The following is a 17,849-nucleotide window of genomic DNA, read 5'->3' on the forward strand; positions in this document are numbered from 1 at the left end:
TTCCATGGTGGAAGAAGTGACGAGGACGGATGCAAGCAATGGTGCCAAAGACAGGCCATGCAGGCTTCTTGTTGCTGACGATCAGTCACACATTCTGGAAGCGATTCAACTGCTCCTGAAGCCGGAGGGTTATGAGCTGGAGATGGTACGGACACCGGCCCTGACCCTGGAGGCGATGGCACGAGAGACCTTTGATGGTGTGCTTGTCGATTTGAACTATACCCGCGACACGACTTCGGGCCAGGAGGGTCTGGAGCTGGTGGCAAGGATTCGCGAGATAGATACGCAAGTGCCGATCGTGGTGATGACGGCATGGGGGAATATCGAACTGGCCGTCGAAGCGATGCGCCGCGGAGCCGGAGATTTCATTCAGAAGCCCTGGGAAAATGCGAGGCTTCTAAGCGTCCTGAGGACCCAGATGGAACTCTATCGGAGCCAGCGACGAGCGCAATGGCTGGAGGCGGAGAATCGAATCCTGCGAGCTCCCGGAGCGCCCAACTTCATAGCTTCATCTCCGTCGATGCGTCCCGTTGTTGAGACGATGGCTCGAATTGGACCGTCAGATGCCAACGTGCTAATCACCGGTGAACACGGCACCGGCAAAGAGGTGGTTGCGCAGACGCTGCATCGTCTTTCGAACCGCGCGGATCGAACACTGGTCGCTGTCAACACTGGCGCCTTGCCCGAGGGCACGTTTGAAAGCGAGTTGTTCGGCCATGTGAAAGGTGCGTTTACCGATGCGCGCGCCGATCGTATTGGCCGCTTCGAGCTGGCCAGCAACGGCACACTCTTTCTGGATGAGATTGCGAACATTCCAGTACGCCAGCAGGCAAAGCTACTCCGCGTGCTTGAAACCGGTGAAATGGAACGGGTTGGATCGTCGAAGACACTACGCGTAAATGTTCGCATGCTGTCAGCGACTAATGCCGATCTTCGCGGTGAGTGTGCCGCGGGACGCTTTCGTGAAGATCTGCTGTTTCGCCTGAACACGGTCGAAATTTCGCTGCCCACATTACGCGAGCGGCGCGAAGACATACCGCTGCTGGCAGCACACTTTCTCGCGCGCCACTCCGCGAGATACCGCCGCCCGCTGCAGGGCATGGAGCCGGCGGCGCTGCAATTGATGTTGCAGTACAGTTGGCCCGGGAACGTCCGGGAGCTTGATCACACAATCGAGCGGGCTGTTCTGATGGCTCGCGGCGAACGCATCGAGATTGGAGATCTAGGCTTGCAGATGCAGCGTACGGGAGCGGCGCAAAGTCTGGATGAGATGGACCTCGAAACGGTGGAAGCGGTTCTCATCCGCAAGGCTCTAGCGCGCGCCAATGGAAATGTAAGTCACGCCGCGGATGCCCTGGGTCTGAGCCGCGGAGCGCTCTATCGCCGCATTGAAAAATATGGCCTTTGATCTGCAGCCGCGTTCGCCACCCGTTACTCGCATAACTCTTGGGAGAACACGTCGACGGCTGAACTTCGAGCGGCGGCTTCGCATTGGACTGTATCTCATGGGATTGCCGCTGCTATTGCTAAGCGGCTTGTTGATGCGAACCCAGAAGACTGATGCGTCCATTGTGTGGCTGGTGCTGCTAATTCTCGGCGGCATCTGGGCATTCGTCGTCTCTCTGGTGATGGAGCATATTACCCGTCCTCTTCAGACCCTTGCGAATGTCGTTGCCGCACTGCGCGAAGACGATTACTCCTTCCGCGCACGTGGTGCAACCAGGAATGATGCGATGGGCGACCTGGCGCTGGAGGTCAATGCGCTGGCGGGGATGCTGCAGGCGCAACGCGCTGGAGCGCTCGAAGCCACTGCACTGCTTGAACGCGTGCTCAACTCCATGCAGTCGCCGGTCCTTGCCTTCGATCCTGCCGGGAAGATCAAGCTGGTGAATAAAGCAGCGGAGCAGATGCTTCAACTCGATGGGAGGAAGAGCCTTGGCGTTCCCGCAGAAGCATTCGAGCTGGCTTATCTGTTGAATACCACGGATGACGATCTGTTCTCGATGGGGGACGGACAGCAGGCGTCAAGATGGATCGTAAAGCGGGCAAGCTTCCGGCTGAGCGGGATTCCGCACACACTGATCGTGTTATCTGACGTGAGCGCGGCACTTCGGGAAGAGGAGCGATTGGCCTGGGCACGACTGATCCGAGTGCTCGGGCATGAGATCAACAATTCACTGGCTCCGATCAAATCCATCGCGGAGACACTGCGAATCCGGGTGACCGAACAGATTCCACCAGAACACAGCTCCGATTTCTATCGAGGTCTGGAAGTCATCGAGAATCGCGCTGAATCTTTGAACCGCTTTCTTCAAGCTTATCGGCAGCTGATGGGTCTGCCCGCACCACGGTTGGAACCCATTTCCCTTGCCCCTCTTGTCGATCGCGTAGCCCGGCTGGAGACCCGCGTGACTGTAAAGATGAAAGCAGGAGCGGAGATTCGCGTATCAGTGGATCCGGATCAGATTCAGCAAGCGCTGATCAATCTGGTCCGGAATGCCACAGAGGCCGCCCTGGGGCCCGATACCACTCACGATTGCGGCGCCTGTGTTGAGTTGGAGTGGACGTCGACGGCGAGCGAAGTTGTGATTGCAGTCACAGATAACGGGCCCGGGCTGACAAACGCAAGCAATCTGTTTGTACCTTTTTATACGACCAAGCCTGACGGAACGGGAGTCGGACTGGTGCTCGCGCAACAGATCGCCCAAGCTCACCGCGGATCTGTAGTTCTGCGGAACCGCGGTGAGGGATTGACTGGCTGCAGAGCGGAACTCCGACTGCCACTGCACATTTCGTCACGAGACACTACTCCGTAGTCGTCTGGTCGAGACGCTGCTATTTGGATTGACCCGAACGGTGAGCGAGTTCTGCATCGAATTCCTGTCGCGTCATCTTCAGCTTATCCGGGTGCTGATCAATCCACTTTGCAAATGCACTGTACTTTGCCGGGGTCCATCCTCCTTCGAACTCAGCTCCATTCGTTCCTGAAGAGTTCAGCTCGAAATTGAATGCGTCCTGAAGATTAGTAAACTCTGCAGACGCAACGGCCGCCGCCGCGAGAGATGCCGGCACAAAGATTATGCCGTCCTGCTTGGCGACAACAAGGTCTCCTGGAAGAACCGTCGCACGGCCGATCCGTATGGGCGCATTAATAGAGGTGAGCGTCATGTCCTTCCATGCCGACGGATCGCTCCCGCGATAGAAGCCATTCAGATGGGCGATCTCTCGATTTTCGGCGGCATCGCGGATCCCCGCATCGAAGACAAATCCAACCTGGGAGTGCGCGGCGATCCCACTGCCCAGATTGGAGCCGATGAGTGTTCCTTCCACGATCTTTCCGAATCCATCGGCGACATAGATGTCTTCGTTTTGGAGTTCATTGATTGGCCACATATTGTTGCCGCCGGTCCGGCCTTCGGTTTTCCCTTCCGCCTTTATGGCCGCGACCATATCGGGGCGTGCCGGCATATACTGGGCGGTGAGAGCACGGCCTGTCATGGGGCGATCAATGTGGAGAGCCTGCCAGCCATTCTCAAACTGGCAGCGATAGCCTCGATCCTGCAGAAAATCCCAGAGATCTTCGATGGTTACATTTGCTGCTCGCTGAACTACAGACGCCGGGATCTTAGGCCTTCCGTCCGGAAAACGTTCGCCTTTCCAGTCAGCGGTGTAGAACAGGATCTGCTGCCGGGTCATTTTGACTTGTGCTGAAAGGTCGAGCGATCCGGCAATAGCCAAAACGCAAAAAACGCGCACGAGCAACTGATTCACCCTGAAACTCCTTTACGATTTGCTCAACCAGACTACTCCGTCCGCCATGGCTCATACTCATTCCCGGCCGAGGATTACGTGCTGGTAAACTAGTACAAGCCACCAACGGAGGGATGTGTGAGTGGTTGAAACAGGCGGTCTTGAAAACCGCTTTGGTCGAAAGGCCAACGGGGGTTCGAATCCCTCTCCCTCCGCCATTGAGTCTTCTCTCTGGCTCTTCTTCGTAGAAAAAAGCAGAACATACGCGAAAATTCAAGGGATTTATATTGGGAAGGGAAAGCAGAGAATGATTCTGTTGCACGAATTTTCCTTCTCTGGCGGTTGATTCTCCAAGTGTCTTGAACTTAGCGGAGATTGCGATCCGACCACCTGTCTCCGAGGCGGCGGTCTGACAACATCAGTTTCCCTGCAGGTCGCATCAACAGCCGCCCATCTCCGACCTCTGCAGGGGTTCGGCAGAGGTCGAAACCTTCAGCGACACCAAGACTAGACGAGCCGGGTGAAATGTCGCATTTAGCTGAGCTGTGAGGGTGCTGACGGGTGTTGAATAGTGGCTGGCCGGAGGGTTACGACTGGCTGCAGACGCAGCTTCAGCCACAATTTTTCCCTTAGGTCTTGCTTGCTTTAGCTCTGTCTGCGCCAACCGACCTTCGCTAATTGAAGATGTAAGCGACAAAATCCGCGGAGGATGCCAGATGGTCAAGCAATGCAAACTCCCAATGATTTGGCGGACTCTGCGCTGCACGATCCTCGGCCATTTGCTCTATCCGACGCTGCAGCTGCCGTCGGCCCAAGCCTAAACTTACCGGAGTCCTGAAGGTCCTCACCAGACGAGCTAAGGTGGACGAAGCTTGCCTTGAGTAGCGACGGCCCAAATCTAGAGCTTGGAAATGACGATCCAAAACGGCGTAGTTTTCCAGCTCGCCTGTATCAGCTAGCGAATAGGAAACATTGATCGCGGGTTCGTAAGCGACATCCACATTTAGCAGGCCCGTGACTCCGTTCAATTCGGAAAACGCATACAAAAAGAGACGTTCACCGTCCGCCTGATAACGAGCTCTTTTCTTCCCATTACAGACTTTGCAAATCGGGACAAGATTTGCCGCGTACAGGGTAAACTCTGGAAATGCGCTCTTGGGCAAGTAATGATCTTGCTCCCACTGCTCACCGAAGTTGCAGTAAGGACAGGTGCTGTTGCCTGTGTCTGCAAAGTGATCATTGATGGCGTCCATCACAGCACCGAATGTACCGAGCCGTCGACTGAATACTGTCTCGAGAGCTCTGCGGGCGTTCAGAGAAAGCCCAATCGGGTCCAGTGTATGCAGACCATCTGGCTTCGCCGCATCGAACCTTTCGTAGGCGTTTTCGATCGGTGTGATGGCGTTAGCAATCTCAGCCTTATAAGTGGGTTTGAGACTGGCTTCTATATCGGCTAGGGTAGGAAGGCCGGCGATATTTACGGGCGCAACGTGCCGCATCTACTCATCGTCCTCGGTAATTAGAGATTGAAGGTAGATTTGTGCTGGCAAAGGCAGGCCGCGCTCGAACATCGCCTCAATCTCTTCGGCATCCATACCTTCACCAACGAGCCGGTCGAGAACAGCGTGAAAATCTTGTTCAGGTTCTGCTAGATCCAATACATGCCGCGTGAGTTCACCAAGATCCTCACCGAAAGTCTCCAAGCTCGGTAGACCAATTGTTGTCCGAAATCCAAGGCGCTTCAGAACACGAACATATCGGCGCGGAACTTGCTGCAACAGAATCGGCGAATGGGTCGCAATGACCGCAAACGATTGAAATTCTCGAAGTATCTCTTCAAGAATCGCGATCAGAGTGCTCAAGAGACCAGGATGCAGATGGGTCTCCGGTTCATCGAAAAGGAGAATGCTTCTTTCTTCGATAAACCCGACGACGTCTGCTGTGACCGCTATGATGAATCGCTGTCCAGCACTAAGGCGAGCGAAAATGTTATCGCGATACGCCCTATCCGAAGCAAAATGGCCGCCTATCCGCGAACCCAATAGGCGATTGACCAAAGATTGGAATATATCGATTCGATCTTCGGACTCTATCGCCTCCATGGCTTCGTCAAGCATGATCTTCAATTCAGCGACGTCTATCGCTCCCGACGCGTTCCTCAGGCCGCAGTATTTGTAGTCGAACCTGCTCTTTCTCCCACGTCTTGGCTCAGGCGTCGGGATCGGAAATTGATCGAAGGCACTGTAAGAGATGGCGATGATCTTGCTGAATTCCGGAACTCCATCGGTTATTCTCGCCGTTCCTGCCAGATCGTTTTCTTCATCCCCCAATCGATCTGCGCCGTAAAGGGTCTGGGCAAGGTGGGCAAGAAGCTGTGTTTTTCCAGTGCCGTTGCGACCGATTAGCAAATTGATTCGATTTGGCAACCCATGATGAGGTGAGAAATCTAAAGCGACTTCGTGAGGCGCTTTGGAGTCAGGCAATGTCATCTCGAAGCCGAATGCAGGCGGCTCAAGTTCTTCCACTGGAGCACCGATGTAGTGTCCGCCCCGTCGTAGAGAATCTCTTGCACTCCCATTCCTAAGGAGTGAGGTCTCGAAACCGCGATGCTTCTCGAATTTTGCTCGCTGTTTCGGCCTTGAGACAATATCTTGCAGGGACTTGAGGTATTCGCGCCGCACACTCGTTGGCAGATCGTCACGAAGGTGGCGGTAATAACGAACCGATTGACCGAGGGAACAAAAGCGCGTCGCCAAGGATGTGAAGTAGTCCTCGATCGTCGGAGTGTAAATTGGTTCATCTCCAGAGATCTCGAGAATTTTCACTTCGCCGAGCTCTATTTCTTCCGTGTCGGGAGCCAACTGAATGCTTGCTTTGAAAAGTGTGTAAAAACCGTAGTCATTCCAATTGTCGTCAAACAAAAAGACTGCCGGAAAACGTACGACGCGAGGCTTCCGTCGCTTTGGCGGTCGATAGACGTAGAAATGTAGCAACGGCGCTCCTCTACAGCGAGCTATGTGCCATCTCAGCGCGCGCCGAACTTACCCTCTGCTTACTGCGATATCCATTCGCTCTCAAGTAGTCGTAAAGCTCAAAGACCGACCCTAGGCGGATGTAATGCTCGAAGATCGCTCTGACCTGTTCCGCCTCTTGGAGATTGATGATCAGGCGTCGGTCGTGGAGATCATACCCCAGAGGAACATTACCTCCCATCCACATTCCCTTCCTCTTTGAAGCAGCAACCTTATCCCGGATACGTTCTCCAGTCACCTCCCGCTCGAACTGAGCGAATGAAAGCAGGACGTTCAGAGTGAGCCGTCCCATAGATGTTGTCGTGTTGAACTGCTGGGTGACTGAGACGAAGCTGACGCCTTTTGCATCGAAGGTCTCGACGATTTTGGCGAAGTCGGCTAGAGAACGGGTGAGGCGGTCGACTTTATAGACGACAACTGTATCGACCTTCCCTGATTCAATGTCGGTCAATAATTTCTTTAAGCCCGGACGCTCCATATTTCCACCCGAGAATCCACCATCGTCGTATTTGGCGGAGAGCACCTGCCAGCCTTCGTGCTTCTGGCTCAGAACGTATGCTTCACATGCCTCGCGCTGTGCGTGCAGAGAATTGAAAGCCTGGTCCAGGCCTCTTCGGAGGATTTCCGTGTATAGATGGCGCATCGAATGGTCTTCATTTCTGCTTACCTTTCGTGCCGAAGAACGCTGGGCCTGACCAGTGAGTACCGGTGATACGACAAGCTATCGGAGAAAGGCTCTTGTAGATTCCCCCCTGATATTCAAACCCATCCGCAGTGACGACAACCTCGTGAACCTTGCCCTTCCACTCACGAACGAGCTTCGTCCCAGATTTGAATGTCCGAACGCTTTCTGCGGGCGAGGGTGTCGTGGGGCAACCAGCTCATGAAGTCTTGCCACTATTTCGGGTCTTAGGCCGCCGTGTGTGATCTCTTGGATTCGGAACGCAAGGATAGGAAGCATCAGCTCGCGGCGAAGACCAGGCGATGCAGCTCGTCCAAAGTTCCGTTTCCAAAGATCCAGCAGGTCGGCTCGATCTAGCGAAGGCAGGCGTTCAAATATCTCAGCTGTCTGACTCATTCATCTCTCAAACAAATCGATCTGAGTCCAGTGACGCTCTGCCTGGGGCAGAGAGTCAAGACAAACTTATCGGGCGATATGCTTTTGTCCTTGCTGAGACCGCAAACAGTTGGTACACCTTACGGCAGCACGACCTTGACGTTTGCACAGGTGACATTCTGATGTGAAGCCATGAGGCAAGGGTGCGCGTACTTGGTGCGTTCATCGCAGCGCAGCGGAGACCCTTGACGGGCGCTAAAGCGCGCAAGGTACCCCGCCACCGAGGCTCGACTTCAGACGGCACACCATTTTTTATGAGATGCCAATTTTCTGTAGATGGACCGACTACGACGGCTCGCGGCCTCTGCACCCGCTGCAAGCAATTAGCTCACGTGGACGACAGGTCTGTGCTTCGGATCTTTTATCGCCCTACGCAGGACCTCGTGTGTCAGCGGGGCCGTGTCGCCTTCCCCCAAAAAAATAAAACGAAATATGTTAGCGACCGGATTACCTTCCTTCCACTTGAAGTACACATGTGGCAGCTTTCCGGTATGATTTTCCAGTTCTATGAGTAATGCTGCGATCGAATTGGCCACCACGGGACTTTGGACGCACAGCAGGCGGTTCTTTCCTACCCTGCACCCTTCAACACAGAGAGTATGCTGAAAATCAGATGCGTCAGTACGCTTAACCTCAAGAAAATAGATACATTCTTCGGATGTGAGCCCGTACCTGCCGCGCACGAATGCGTCAATAGAATCAAGCTCGTTGATTTGATTTTGAATTTCGCCTGGCTTTGGGGAATGAGCGACAACACGAATGAGTTGATCTTCGTCCTCACTCAAAAGGGCGGACGCTTCTTTCGAAAGTTCCACCTTCAATATCCGCAACTCAGTAGATCGCAAAGCTCGCGACAGCAGTGAGCTGGCAATGATAGCGACGATGAACATTGAGGAAATCTTCAAACCTTCGGGCCGCTCATAGATGTTTAGCAACGTGGTGTAGGTAAAGATGGCCGTAATGAAGAGAAAAGCATATCGAATGCTTCCTGTACGCCAGAGATAGATCGTCACAGCTACGCCAGCAGAGGTTATTAGGACCAGTACGCCGGTTGCGTATGCACCTCCCTGCGCATCGACGTCAGCATGAAACAGAATCGTTACCAGAGTCGCGATACCCATGAAAACCAGAACTAACGGTCTTGACGCGAGTGCCCACTCCGGAGCCATACCAAGACGCGGCAGATAACGAGGTATCAAATTAAGAAGGCCAGCCATAGCCGACGCACCGGCAAAGGCCAGGATGAGGATCGTCGAGGCATCATAAGCACTGCCGAAACCGTTCCCTAGATATTGATGGGCAAGGTATGCCATTGCACGACCGTTCGCTTCGCCACCCTCTGCAAATTGTTTTGCCGGAATAAGAAACGAAGTGATCACGCTGGTGAGCAGCAGGAAAACACTCATAATGCCAGCAGCAGTCGCGAGCAATTTTCGAGTGTTGCGGACCCGACTCTCCAGATTCTTGCCTCGGATAAGAGGCATGACGGCTACGCCGGTTTCAAAGCCTGAAAGTCCTAGGGCAAGTTTTGGGAACAGAATCAGAGATAAGCCGATTATGCCTAGCACGCTAGGATGTTGTATCCAAACCGCTCGCTTCCAAGTTGCGAACAATTCGGGATGTTTCCACAAGACTCCCAAGCAAACCCCTGTAATCACCGCATTCATGAGGAGGTACGCCGCGACGAGAACGACCGCTATTCCTATAGCTTCTTTGAACCCCTTGAGAAATATCCCAGCCAGCAACACAAGCAAAAACAACGTTACTGCCATTTGGTTGGAGAGCCAATGCGGGATATAAGGATTGTGAATGAAGTGAGCTGCCGCGTCGGCTGCCGAAAGGGTCATAGTGATTATGAAGTCTGTTGCCGCAAAACCCAAGAGAATGAGAATAAACGCCTTGCCGCCCCATTGCGGAAAAAGGTTTTCCATCATAGCGATCGATCCCTGTCCATTTGGGCTTACACCGGCAACCCTACTATAAAGAGGAAGGGCGGCGAATAGGGTAACCAGGACGAGCACCAAAGTCGCGATAGGCGAAAGAAGACCGGCGGCAAGAAAAGCAATCCCAGGTTGATATCCAAGTGTAGAGAAATAGTCGACTCCCGTCAGACACATCACCCGCCACCATGCGTGCTCCGGCTCAGGATGACCTTGGACCCCTTTAGGCAAGCGGATGTCCGACAACAGCCAGTCAGCGCAGGTTGCTCGGAGGTCTGCGACGGTCTCTGTGGTCATATCTGGTTGAGATGCGGCAATTGAGTTGCGTAGCGCTGCTCAAACTGAGACTTCGCTGCATGCAGAGCAGGCATGGCCTGAATGTGCCTCAACCGGAAAGTTCGGGCTGACATGAAATTCAGCTTGAATCAGATCTAGTGATGGCGGCGAGGAAGTGAAAAATCGATTATTGATGTGGAGGTTACACGCGCGTAAGGAGCGTACTCTCAACGCGATAGAACCGAAAACCGGCTGCTAGACGGGAAACTGCTATGCCGAGCGGGGAACCTGATTGCGCGGCAAGCTGTGCAAGCTGCTCTCGGCAAGGTTCAGGAAACGTGCCAAATAGATTGCAGTACGGCTCTCCGATACTTTGGACAGTTCGACGGGCGTTCCCGCTGCAACCACGCGAGCGCCTTCGTCTCCTGCGCGGGGTCCAATATCGATAACCCAGTCGCTCGCGGCAACCACCCTCATGTCGTGCTCTGCCATCATAAGCAGTGGTGGCACTGGAACTCTCGCCATAGACTGCCGCGAAGGCATTCTGACCGAGCAGCAGGCCGGCAGTTACATCTTTATGGACGTGGAATACAACGCCGTCCCCTCGGGGAAGGCGCCATCTTCTCCACTGCGCTCTTCCTCCAAAGCACTGTTGTCAGTAGCAATGTGTCGGGTCAAGCGACCATCGATGCAGGGCTGAAAAGTTTCGCTACGAATGGGCCACTGCCCAAAGTTGGTGCAGGAGCGCCTACTGGAACGACTTACGCCCTCTTTGGCGATGAACCTAGACTTCTTACCTTTCCGGAGGTCGCATGCCAATTGCCAGTCGGCAGCGTAGTGAAGTTCGAAAAGCCCCACTGCGACCCGACGGTGAACCTGCATGACTATCTGCACGTCGCTCAAGAGGACACATTGATGACATTTGGAGAGTCGATGGGCGCGGAGTTCTCTAGACGTTCCCCCAGAAACTTCAACTCGAAGACATGAGTGGCACACTCAGCTAGCTCCGGCATCTCGCTGTTGGTAAAAGTAAGGGATGTTGAACGAAGGTCGAACATCTGATTGCGAAGGCCGGCAGCGTTCACTAAGTGAACATGAACTCGGCGGTCATCTTACACGAGGCAGACGGTGTTAGCCTGCACCAGTGCGCGCTGAAGCCTTCCGGGAAGACGATGGGCTTGTACTCGCCGCTGGTGAGCCTGACGGTCTCGTACTTGGCCCAGGTGCCGTTGCCGAGGAAGTCGACCTCGATCGTGACGGAGGCGGCTTTCTCGGAGATCAGGTGCAGCACCTTCTTGTCGAAGCCCGTGAAGAGGAAGGGGTCGGAGGGCTTGCCGGCGGTGACCATGTCGTTGCGCCACGGCCCTCCCCAGCCCTGCGGTTTGCCCCAGCTCCACAGGTCGTCGGTCTTGCCGAACCAGACGCCGCTCTGCGGCTGGCCGAGCACGGCATTGTTGTCGACATTGGGCGTAGTCTCGTTGCCACCAACGGCGAGCAGGCCGCGGAAGCTGCAGTAGTCGGGCACCATGCGCAGATGTTGGCAGACGGGCTTGATGCCCCAGATGTGATCCTCGAAGGCCAACGGCTGCAGCTCGTAGAACATAGCGTGGATGTCCATCATGTAGTGCTCGGTCTCGACCTCGCGGATGCGCATCCACTCCGTCTGCCATGCCTGCTCAAAGGCGTGTGAGGCCTTAGGAAGGCGGTAGTTCTGCCACTCGCCTTTGACGAGGGCGTGGAAGAGCACGGAGCGCTCGTCCCAGCCGGTGGCAAACATGACATTGCCCATGTTCTGGCGAGCGGCGACATCCATGTGCGGCTTGCTGGAGATGCGCCGCCACGTCTTGCCGTCGTACTCAAAGAGGCCGCCTTGGTCTTCGCCGTATTGGAAAAAGCCGTTATTGGTGACGACGACCCGGCCCTGCGCTGTGTAGCCACCCTTGAAGTGCGGCTGCAGGTTGATACCCATCTCTTTGGTAAGGTCGTTGAGCACACGCGTCTTCAGCGTGGCGATGTCCAATTCGATGAAGTGGCCTTCCATGGACTGGAAGTAGACGCGGTTCTCGGGATCGGTGAGGTGCGGCATGGTGGAGGTGAGCCGGTAGGGGACGAGCTCCTCGATGCGGCGCCACTTGCCGTCGGAGTCGATAATGTACGGCCCAATGATGCACTGGTTCGAGGCATGATGAATGAAGCGATTGGCGTATACGCCGTTATGCACATCGAGCAGACTAGGCTTGAGAGTGTCATCGATCCGGTAGAGACCAAGGCCGGTGCCGGAATTCTTCTGCCCAGACGAGTTGTAGGTCGAGGCGTAGAGTCCGTCCGCCCAAGGCATCAGCGCGCCGACGCCGCACTCGGTGCGGTGAGGGTCAGTGTCGGACTTGAGGCCGACGTTGGGAATGCCGGGGAGGAAGCTCTGCGCGGCAGCGTAACCTGTGGTGCCCAGGATGGAAGCAAGAACGTTGCGGCGCGAGACGGAGCGGCGAAGAAGTGTCATGATCCCTATCAAATCCTAAGGTATGTTAATCGGTTAACTTGAGTCTCCGGAAATGTACTCGGTTAAGAAGGTGCGTGGCAAGGAAAAGTTATTGGAGGAATAAGAATTACTCATCCAAGGGCAATTGCTTTGCTTCGATCCATGTTGTCTCCCCCGCCAACGCTGGAATGTAAAATTAGCCCTTGCGCTTCGCTAAATCCCATAGCGCGGCTGAAAACGAAACGAGTATTCGGTGAAATGAAATGTCTTTAGACTTGAAGCCATCTAGCAGTCCATCGCATACGGAGCACATCGTTCATGCCAGCACCTAAGCTCTCCGATATTGCACGGCGGGCAGGAGTTTCCGTTGCTGCTGTATCCATTGCGCTAAACAATAAGGACACCACGCGTGTCAGCCCCGCAAAGCGCGAACTCATACGCCAGATCGCGCAGGACCTCGGCTATTCCCCCAACGAGCTTGCCAAGGCACTCGCCGAACGCCGCACTCGACTCCTCGGCCTCATGGTGCCGATGAAGGACCCTATCTTCTTCAACCAGTTTATTGCACAGGCGCTCTCCGGCATTCAGGCCTCTGTCATGCGCCGCGGCTACAACCTGCTCATCTACTCGCCTTCCGGCCGCCCCGGACGAGCCACCCGCGATCAGATCCTTGAGAGCAAATTCACCGACGGGCTGATCTTCATCAACACGCGTTCCTGCACTACCCGCGACATCAACGACACCGTCCACGGGCTCGATGCCGCCGGAATCCGCTTTACCATGATCAACTCCTACTATGGCCGCGCCGCCATCAACTATGTCGGCGTCGATGACGCGGCGCTCGCCGAAGCGGCTGTCCGCTACCTGGTCGATCACGGGCATCGCCGGATCGCGTTCCTCAGCTCGCTGCCTACCCTGCCCACACACATTCACCTGCTGCAAGGCCTGCGCCGCGCCATGGCCGAGGCCGGCCTCGAGCTGAAGGCCGAACACATCGGCTGCTGCAACTACGATCAGACGCAGGCCTTCACCATCCTTGATCAGTGGTTCTTACGCCGGAAGGACCGTCCTACCGCCATCTTCACCGCCGACGACTCGCTACTCGTCCACATGTACGACTACGTCGACGCGCGGCATCTTAGCATTCCTGGCGACGTCGCGATCCTCGCTCGCGCCAACTCGGCCAATGCTGGAGGCCTACGCCCACGCCCCACGGCCTTCTTCATCCCGACCTTCGAGATGGGTCAACTCGCCGCTGACATACTCATCGACTCCATCGAGCTGCCCGAGCAGAAGCCGCAACGCATTCTTCTTCCCTTTACCTTCTTTCAGGGCACGACGGCCTGAACGGCTTTCCTCTCCGACATCACAACGCTACTCAGCGCCTCGTCGCGTCCGTTGCGGCGTCTAAGACTCCCGTCCGCACAGCATTACGGCAGAGCTGAATCTACTTTCCGTACCGGGTGAGACCCCTTCGCGAAAACCACTTGACAACCGTCAACAGGCGAATCTACTCTCCCGCCGTACGTTAACCGATTAACTCTAAATGAATTCAAACAATGTCCTCGCAACTCCCAACCAGCCTCCATGTCGCCTCCTCCTCAGCGGCATAGGGTCCGTCTCGCGCGCAATGGACAGGCTACGGAGCTCGGAATCCACCGTCACGGTGCCCACAGCCGTTCGAGTTTCGGCTTACAAGATCGATGAAAACCCAGAAACAAAGAAAGAATCGCTAGGAGCACGCATGTTTAACTCTTTGAGGAATGGCCAACGACGTCCGCAACTTACTCTGTACCTCTTGCTCAGTCTGTTATTGCTCATCTTCGGAACAGCAATCACCGCAGTCGCGCAGCAGGGCACAGGCAACATCATCGGAACCGTAAAAGACTCCACTGGCGCAACCGTCGAAGGCGCCAAGGTTGAAATCCAGAACGTCGATACACAGAACAAGTTCACGCTCTCAACGAACGATGCCGGCTTCTACAACTCACCTCCGCTGCTTCTCGGCAGCAACTACCGCGTCACCGTCACGCGCCAGGGTTTCCAAACTTCCGTCACTGAGGGCGTCACACTCACTGTGGGCGCACGCGTTGAAGTCGACGTGCAGCTTACGGTCGGCGGCACTACCGAGACCGTCCAGGTCGACGCCTCACAGGCTGTGCTCGACACCACCTCCGCTACCCTCGGCGCCGTCGTCAGCGAAAAGTCCATTCAGGAGTTGCCGCTCAATGGACGCAACACGATCGCTCTTACAACACTGACGCCAGGCGTGCGCATCAACACCACCGTTAGCCAGTCCGGCTTCGCCAATCGCGGTACAAACCTCTCTGCCATCTCCATCAACGGTTCGCCAACTGGCTCGAACTCCTACATCCTTGACGGCCAGAGTAATCTCTCGACCACAACCGGTGAGATCGCAGTCAACCCCAACACAGACTCCATCCAGGAGTTCAAAGTGCAGAGCGGTTCCTTCTCTGCGCAGTATGGTTTCACGCTCGGCGGTGTCGTCAACCTTGTCAGCCGTTCCGGAACCAACTCCTTCCATGGCTCCGTCTACGAGTTCCTGCGCAATGACATCTTCAACGCACGGAATTACTTCGCCCGTCCGCCACTTGCCAAGCCTGTCCAACGCTACAACCAGTTCGGCGGCGCGGTCGGTGGCCCCCTTATTCGCAATCACGCTTACTTCTTCGGCAATTTTGAGACCTACCGCTTCATTCAGTCCAACCCGCAATATCTCTCTGTCCCCACGCTCGCACAGCGCACCGGTGACTTCTCCGGTCTGGCCGACGCCAGCGGCAAGAAGATCCAACTTTACAACCCCTACACCACCACCATCGCCAACGGCATCGCGACTCGTCAACCATATGCGAACAACAAGATCACGAACCTCGATCCCGTAGCCGTCAACTACCAGAACACCTTCTATCCGCTGCCCAACGTCGCGCCTTCGAACGCCTTCACCAACACGAACAACTTCCTCTTCGCCAACAAGGGCATCAGCAACATGTACAACGCTCTCGGCCGAATCGACTATCGCCTCACTGACAAGGACACCGTCTTCGTTCGCTATGCCTACTACAACAACTTCACCAACGGCGGCACCGGTGGTGGCACCTACTATCCCGATCCCACTGTGGCCAACCGTTACGATACCTATGTAGCCAAGGAGATCCTCGCCGGTAACACCCACACTTTCTCCTCCTCGCTGATCAATGACCTTCGCCTCTCCGTGGAACGCCAGGAGTTTCCCTTCCAGGCCGTCAGTGCGGGAGGCAACTGGCCCTCGAAGCTCGGTCTTCCATCCAACGTTCCCAACTTCGCGTTGCCGACCGTAGGAAACGGCCTGCCCGCCTCCGTGCAGACCATCGGGCTTCGAACGTACACCCTTCCGCAGATCACCGATACCATCACAAAAGTCATTAAGCGCCACACACTGACCTTCGGCACGGACCTGCGCTACAACATTGGCTCCAATCTTCAGCGCAACACGCCCTCCGGAAACTTTAGCTTCGCCGCGGGTCTTACCTCCGATCCCTCCGGCGCCGCCGCTCCTGCGGGCTCCACGAATACCGGCTACTCTTACGCCACCTTCCTCGCCGGGGCAGTTAGCACCGCGGCTATCACCACCAATACCGGCGAGACCGACCGCGCCATCAGCACCTCCTTCTTCCTCCAAGACGACTGGCAGGCCAGCGACCGTCTAACGCTGAACCTCGGCCTGCGATACGACTACCAGCAACAGCCCTTCGAGCAAAACAACGGCTACAGCAACTTCAACCCCATCGCGGCGTCCAACGGCTTCACCGGCACCATGCAGTACGCCAACACCGGCGGTATCGGACGCAACTTCGTTCCTGAAAGCTTTACCGACTTCGGGCCACGCATCGGCTTCGCGTACAAGGCCACGGCCGATGGCAAGACCGTCGTCCGCGGCGGATTCGGCATGTATTATCCGCTTTTCTTCAATTCCATCTATACCGGACAGACCAACGGCTTCTCCTCTACCAACACCAACTACAACCCCGCAGGCAACGATACTCGTCTTGTCGCCTTCCAGTTCAAGAATGGCTTCCCGACAGATCCACTGCAACCGCTCGGCTCTGCCTTCGGTCCTCTCGGCTTTCTTGGCCAGTCACCTGGATATCAGGACCCCACTCGTTGGAAGTCTCCTATGTCACAGCAGTACACCCTCAGCATCCAGCGTGAGATCCCTTATTCCGTCGTGGTGCAGGCCACCTATGTCGGGAACCACGGCGTTCATGTGCCCGCGGGCGGCTACAACATGAACTCACTTAATCCTCAGTACTTCAGCCTCGGTCGCACCGTGCTTCAGGCTGCTGTGCCAAATCCATATGCCGGACGTGTGCCCGGCTCCCTTGGCGGCGCCACCATCACACGGGCGCAGTCGCTTCTGCCCTTTCCCTACTACAGCTCGATCTCCGTATATAACCCGCACGATGGCAATCTACATTCCGATGCGCTTCAGCTATCCGCACAACGTCAGGCGCGCAACGGCCTTCTCCTGCTCTTCGGCTACACCATGAGCAAGCTACTCGATGACAGCGTCAACTCGCCTCTCGCCTACCTCAACGGGATCGCCGCCAACAACGGCTACCAAAACGTTTATAACCGCCGCGCGGAGTACTCGCTTGACCCGGCCGACGTCTCGCAGCGCGCCACCGTCAGCGCTCTCTACAACCTGCCCTTCGGCCGCAACCAGAAGTTCTCTTCCAACAACGCCTGGGTCAACCGCGCCATCGGCGGCTTCCAGCTCAACATGATCGCCGTCTTCCAGACCGGCACGCCGCTCACCATCACCGGTGCCAACTCTCAGGCCAACGCCGCAACCCGTCCCAACTTCGTCCCGGGGCAGAACGTCAAGCTCTCCAACCCCACGCCTCTGAAGTGGTTCAACACGGCGGCCTTCCAGAACCCCTCGGACTATACCTTCGGCAACGTGCCACGCACGCTCGCCAACGTTCGCGGTCCGGGAACGCAGAACTTCGACTTCTCCATCTTCAAGACCACGGAGATCACCGAACGCTGGAAGATTCAACTTCGCGCCGAGGCCTTCAACGTTCTCAACCACGCCAACTTCGGCCTTCCGAATACCACCTTCTCCGCTGCGGCCAATCCTGTCGTCAACGGCAACGGTGTCGGCGGAGGCGGCAACACCAACGGTTCGTTCGGAACGATTACCACCGCAGCCGATGGACGCTCGCTGCAGCTCGCCGCGAAGCTGCTGTTCTAAA

At 55.9% G+C, this 17,849-nt stretch carries 12 protein-coding genes, 1 tRNA gene and 1 pseudogene; 6 read left to right on the forward strand and 8 right to left on the reverse strand.

Annotation, left to right across the window (positions count from 1 at the left end; genetic code table 11):
- Positions 1 to 4 precede the first annotated feature (4 nt).
- Positions 5 to 1,408, forward strand: a complete 1,404-nt coding sequence (locus JAO29_RS02435; RefSeq protein WP_334266576.1) for a sigma-54-dependent transcriptional regulator — start codon at positions 5 to 7, stop codon at positions 1,406 to 1,408.
- A 133-nt stretch (positions 1,409 to 1,541) separates the two neighbouring features.
- Positions 1,542 to 2,816: a sensor histidine kinase gene (locus JAO29_RS02440; RefSeq protein WP_334266577.1), complete on the forward strand. Its 1,275-nt coding sequence runs from the start codon at positions 1,542 to 1,544 to the stop codon at positions 2,814 to 2,816.
- A 19-nt stretch (positions 2,817 to 2,835) separates the two neighbouring features.
- Here JAO29_RS02440 and JAO29_RS02445 read toward each other — a convergent pair whose 3' ends face one another.
- Positions 2,836 to 3,771, reverse strand: coding sequence for an RraA family protein (locus tag JAO29_RS02445; protein WP_334266578.1), 936 nt, complete (start codon positions 3,769 to 3,771; stop codon positions 2,836 to 2,838).
- A 107-nt stretch (positions 3,772 to 3,878) separates the two neighbouring features.
- Here JAO29_RS02445 and JAO29_RS02450 point away from each other — a divergent pair.
- A tRNA-Ser gene (locus JAO29_RS02450) sits at positions 3,879 to 3,968 on the forward strand.
- A 456-nt stretch (positions 3,969 to 4,424) separates the two neighbouring features.
- On the opposite strand, the gene JAO29_RS02455 is transcribed toward JAO29_RS02450, so the two are convergent.
- The 6 genes and pseudogenes from JAO29_RS02455 to JAO29_RS02475 form a co-directional block, all read right to left on the reverse strand.
- Positions 4,425 to 5,249: an HNH endonuclease gene (locus JAO29_RS02455; protein ID WP_334266579.1), complete on the reverse strand. Its 825-nt coding sequence runs from the start codon at positions 5,247 to 5,249 to the stop codon at positions 4,425 to 4,427.
- Entirely contained in the window at positions 5,250 to 6,671 is a 1,422-nt protein-coding gene (locus JAO29_RS02460) for an AAA family ATPase (RefSeq protein WP_334266580.1), read from the reverse strand.
- Positions 6,672 to 6,753: 82 nt separating this feature from the next.
- Positions 6,754 to 7,425 (reverse strand): recombinase family protein, encoded by a 672-nt coding sequence (locus JAO29_RS02465; RefSeq protein ID WP_334266581.1) that lies wholly within the window; start codon positions 7,423 to 7,425, stop codon positions 6,754 to 6,756.
- A 10-nt stretch (positions 7,426 to 7,435) separates the two neighbouring features.
- Positions 7,436 to 7,860 (reverse strand): annotated as a pseudogene (locus JAO29_RS23345) (DUF2924 domain-containing protein).
- Positions 7,861 to 8,222: 362 nt separating this feature from the next.
- On the reverse strand, positions 8,223 to 10,136 hold the full coding sequence (locus JAO29_RS02470; RefSeq protein ID WP_334266582.1) for an amino acid transporter: 1,914 nt from the start codon (positions 10,134 to 10,136) through the stop codon (positions 8,223 to 8,225).
- A 249-nt stretch (positions 10,137 to 10,385) separates the two neighbouring features.
- The gene (locus JAO29_RS02475) at positions 10,386 to 10,625 is read right to left on the reverse strand and encodes a hypothetical protein (protein WP_334266583.1); all 240 of its coding nucleotides are present in this window, start codon (positions 10,623 to 10,625) and stop codon (positions 10,386 to 10,388) included.
- On the opposite strand from JAO29_RS02475, the gene JAO29_RS23350 reads away from it, so the two are divergent.
- Positions 10,596 to 11,102: a hypothetical protein gene (locus JAO29_RS23350; RefSeq protein ID WP_442886294.1), complete on the forward strand. Its 507-nt coding sequence runs from the start codon at positions 10,596 to 10,598 to the stop codon at positions 11,100 to 11,102. The two genes, JAO29_RS02475 and JAO29_RS23350, sit on opposite strands and share 30 nt — an antisense overlap.
- Before the next feature lie 97 nt (positions 11,103 to 11,199).
- On the opposite strand, the gene JAO29_RS02480 is transcribed toward JAO29_RS23350, so the two are convergent.
- Positions 11,200 to 12,615, reverse strand: a complete 1,416-nt coding sequence (locus JAO29_RS02480) for a hypothetical protein (RefSeq protein ID WP_334266584.1) — start codon at positions 12,613 to 12,615, stop codon at positions 11,200 to 11,202.
- A gap of 297 nt (positions 12,616 to 12,912) precedes the next feature.
- Between JAO29_RS02480 and JAO29_RS02485 the strand changes: the two genes are divergently transcribed.
- Entirely contained in the window at positions 12,913 to 13,941 is a 1,029-nt protein-coding gene (locus JAO29_RS02485) for a LacI family DNA-binding transcriptional regulator (RefSeq protein ID WP_334266585.1), read from the forward strand.
- Positions 13,942 to 14,338: 397 nt separating this feature from the next.
- Complete coding sequence (locus tag JAO29_RS02490) at positions 14,339 to 17,848, forward strand: TonB-dependent receptor (RefSeq protein WP_334266586.1); 3,510 nt, start codon at positions 14,339 to 14,341, stop codon at positions 17,846 to 17,848.
- Position 17,849 lies beyond the last annotated feature (1 nt).

It is taken from the genome of Edaphobacter sp. HDX4 (genome assembly GCF_036877565.1).
Classification (GTDB): Bacteria; Acidobacteriota; Terriglobia; order Terriglobales; family Acidobacteriaceae; genus Edaphobacter.

Bases quoted from the DNA above. Each gene is read 5' to 3' on its own strand.
- JAO29_RS02470 (WP_334266582.1), bottom strand. From the start codon at position 10,136: ATGACCACAGAGACCGTCGCAGACCTCCGAGCAACCTGCGCTGACTGG.
- JAO29_RS02435 (WP_334266576.1), top strand. From the start codon at position 5: ATGGTGGAAGAAGTGACGAGGACGGATGCAAGCAATGGTGCCAAAGAC.
- JAO29_RS02440 (WP_334266577.1), top strand. From the start codon at position 1,542: ATGCGAACCCAGAAGACTGATGCGTCCATTGTGTGGCTGGTGCTGCTA.
- JAO29_RS02455 (WP_334266579.1), bottom strand. From the start codon at position 5,249: ATGCGGCACGTTGCGCCCGTAAATATCGCCGGCCTTCCTACCCTAGCC.
- JAO29_RS02465 (WP_334266581.1), bottom strand. From the start codon at position 7,425: ATGCGCCATCTATACACGGAAATCCTCCGAAGAGGCCTGGACCAGGCT.
- JAO29_RS02485 (WP_334266585.1), top strand. From the start codon at position 12,913: ATGCCAGCACCTAAGCTCTCCGATATTGCACGGCGGGCAGGAGTTTCC.
- JAO29_RS02480 (WP_334266584.1), bottom strand. From the start codon at position 12,615: ATGACACTTCTTCGCCGCTCCGTCTCGCGCCGCAACGTTCTTGCTTCC.
- JAO29_RS02490 (WP_334266586.1), top strand. From the start codon at position 14,339: ATGTTTAACTCTTTGAGGAATGGCCAACGACGTCCGCAACTTACTCTG.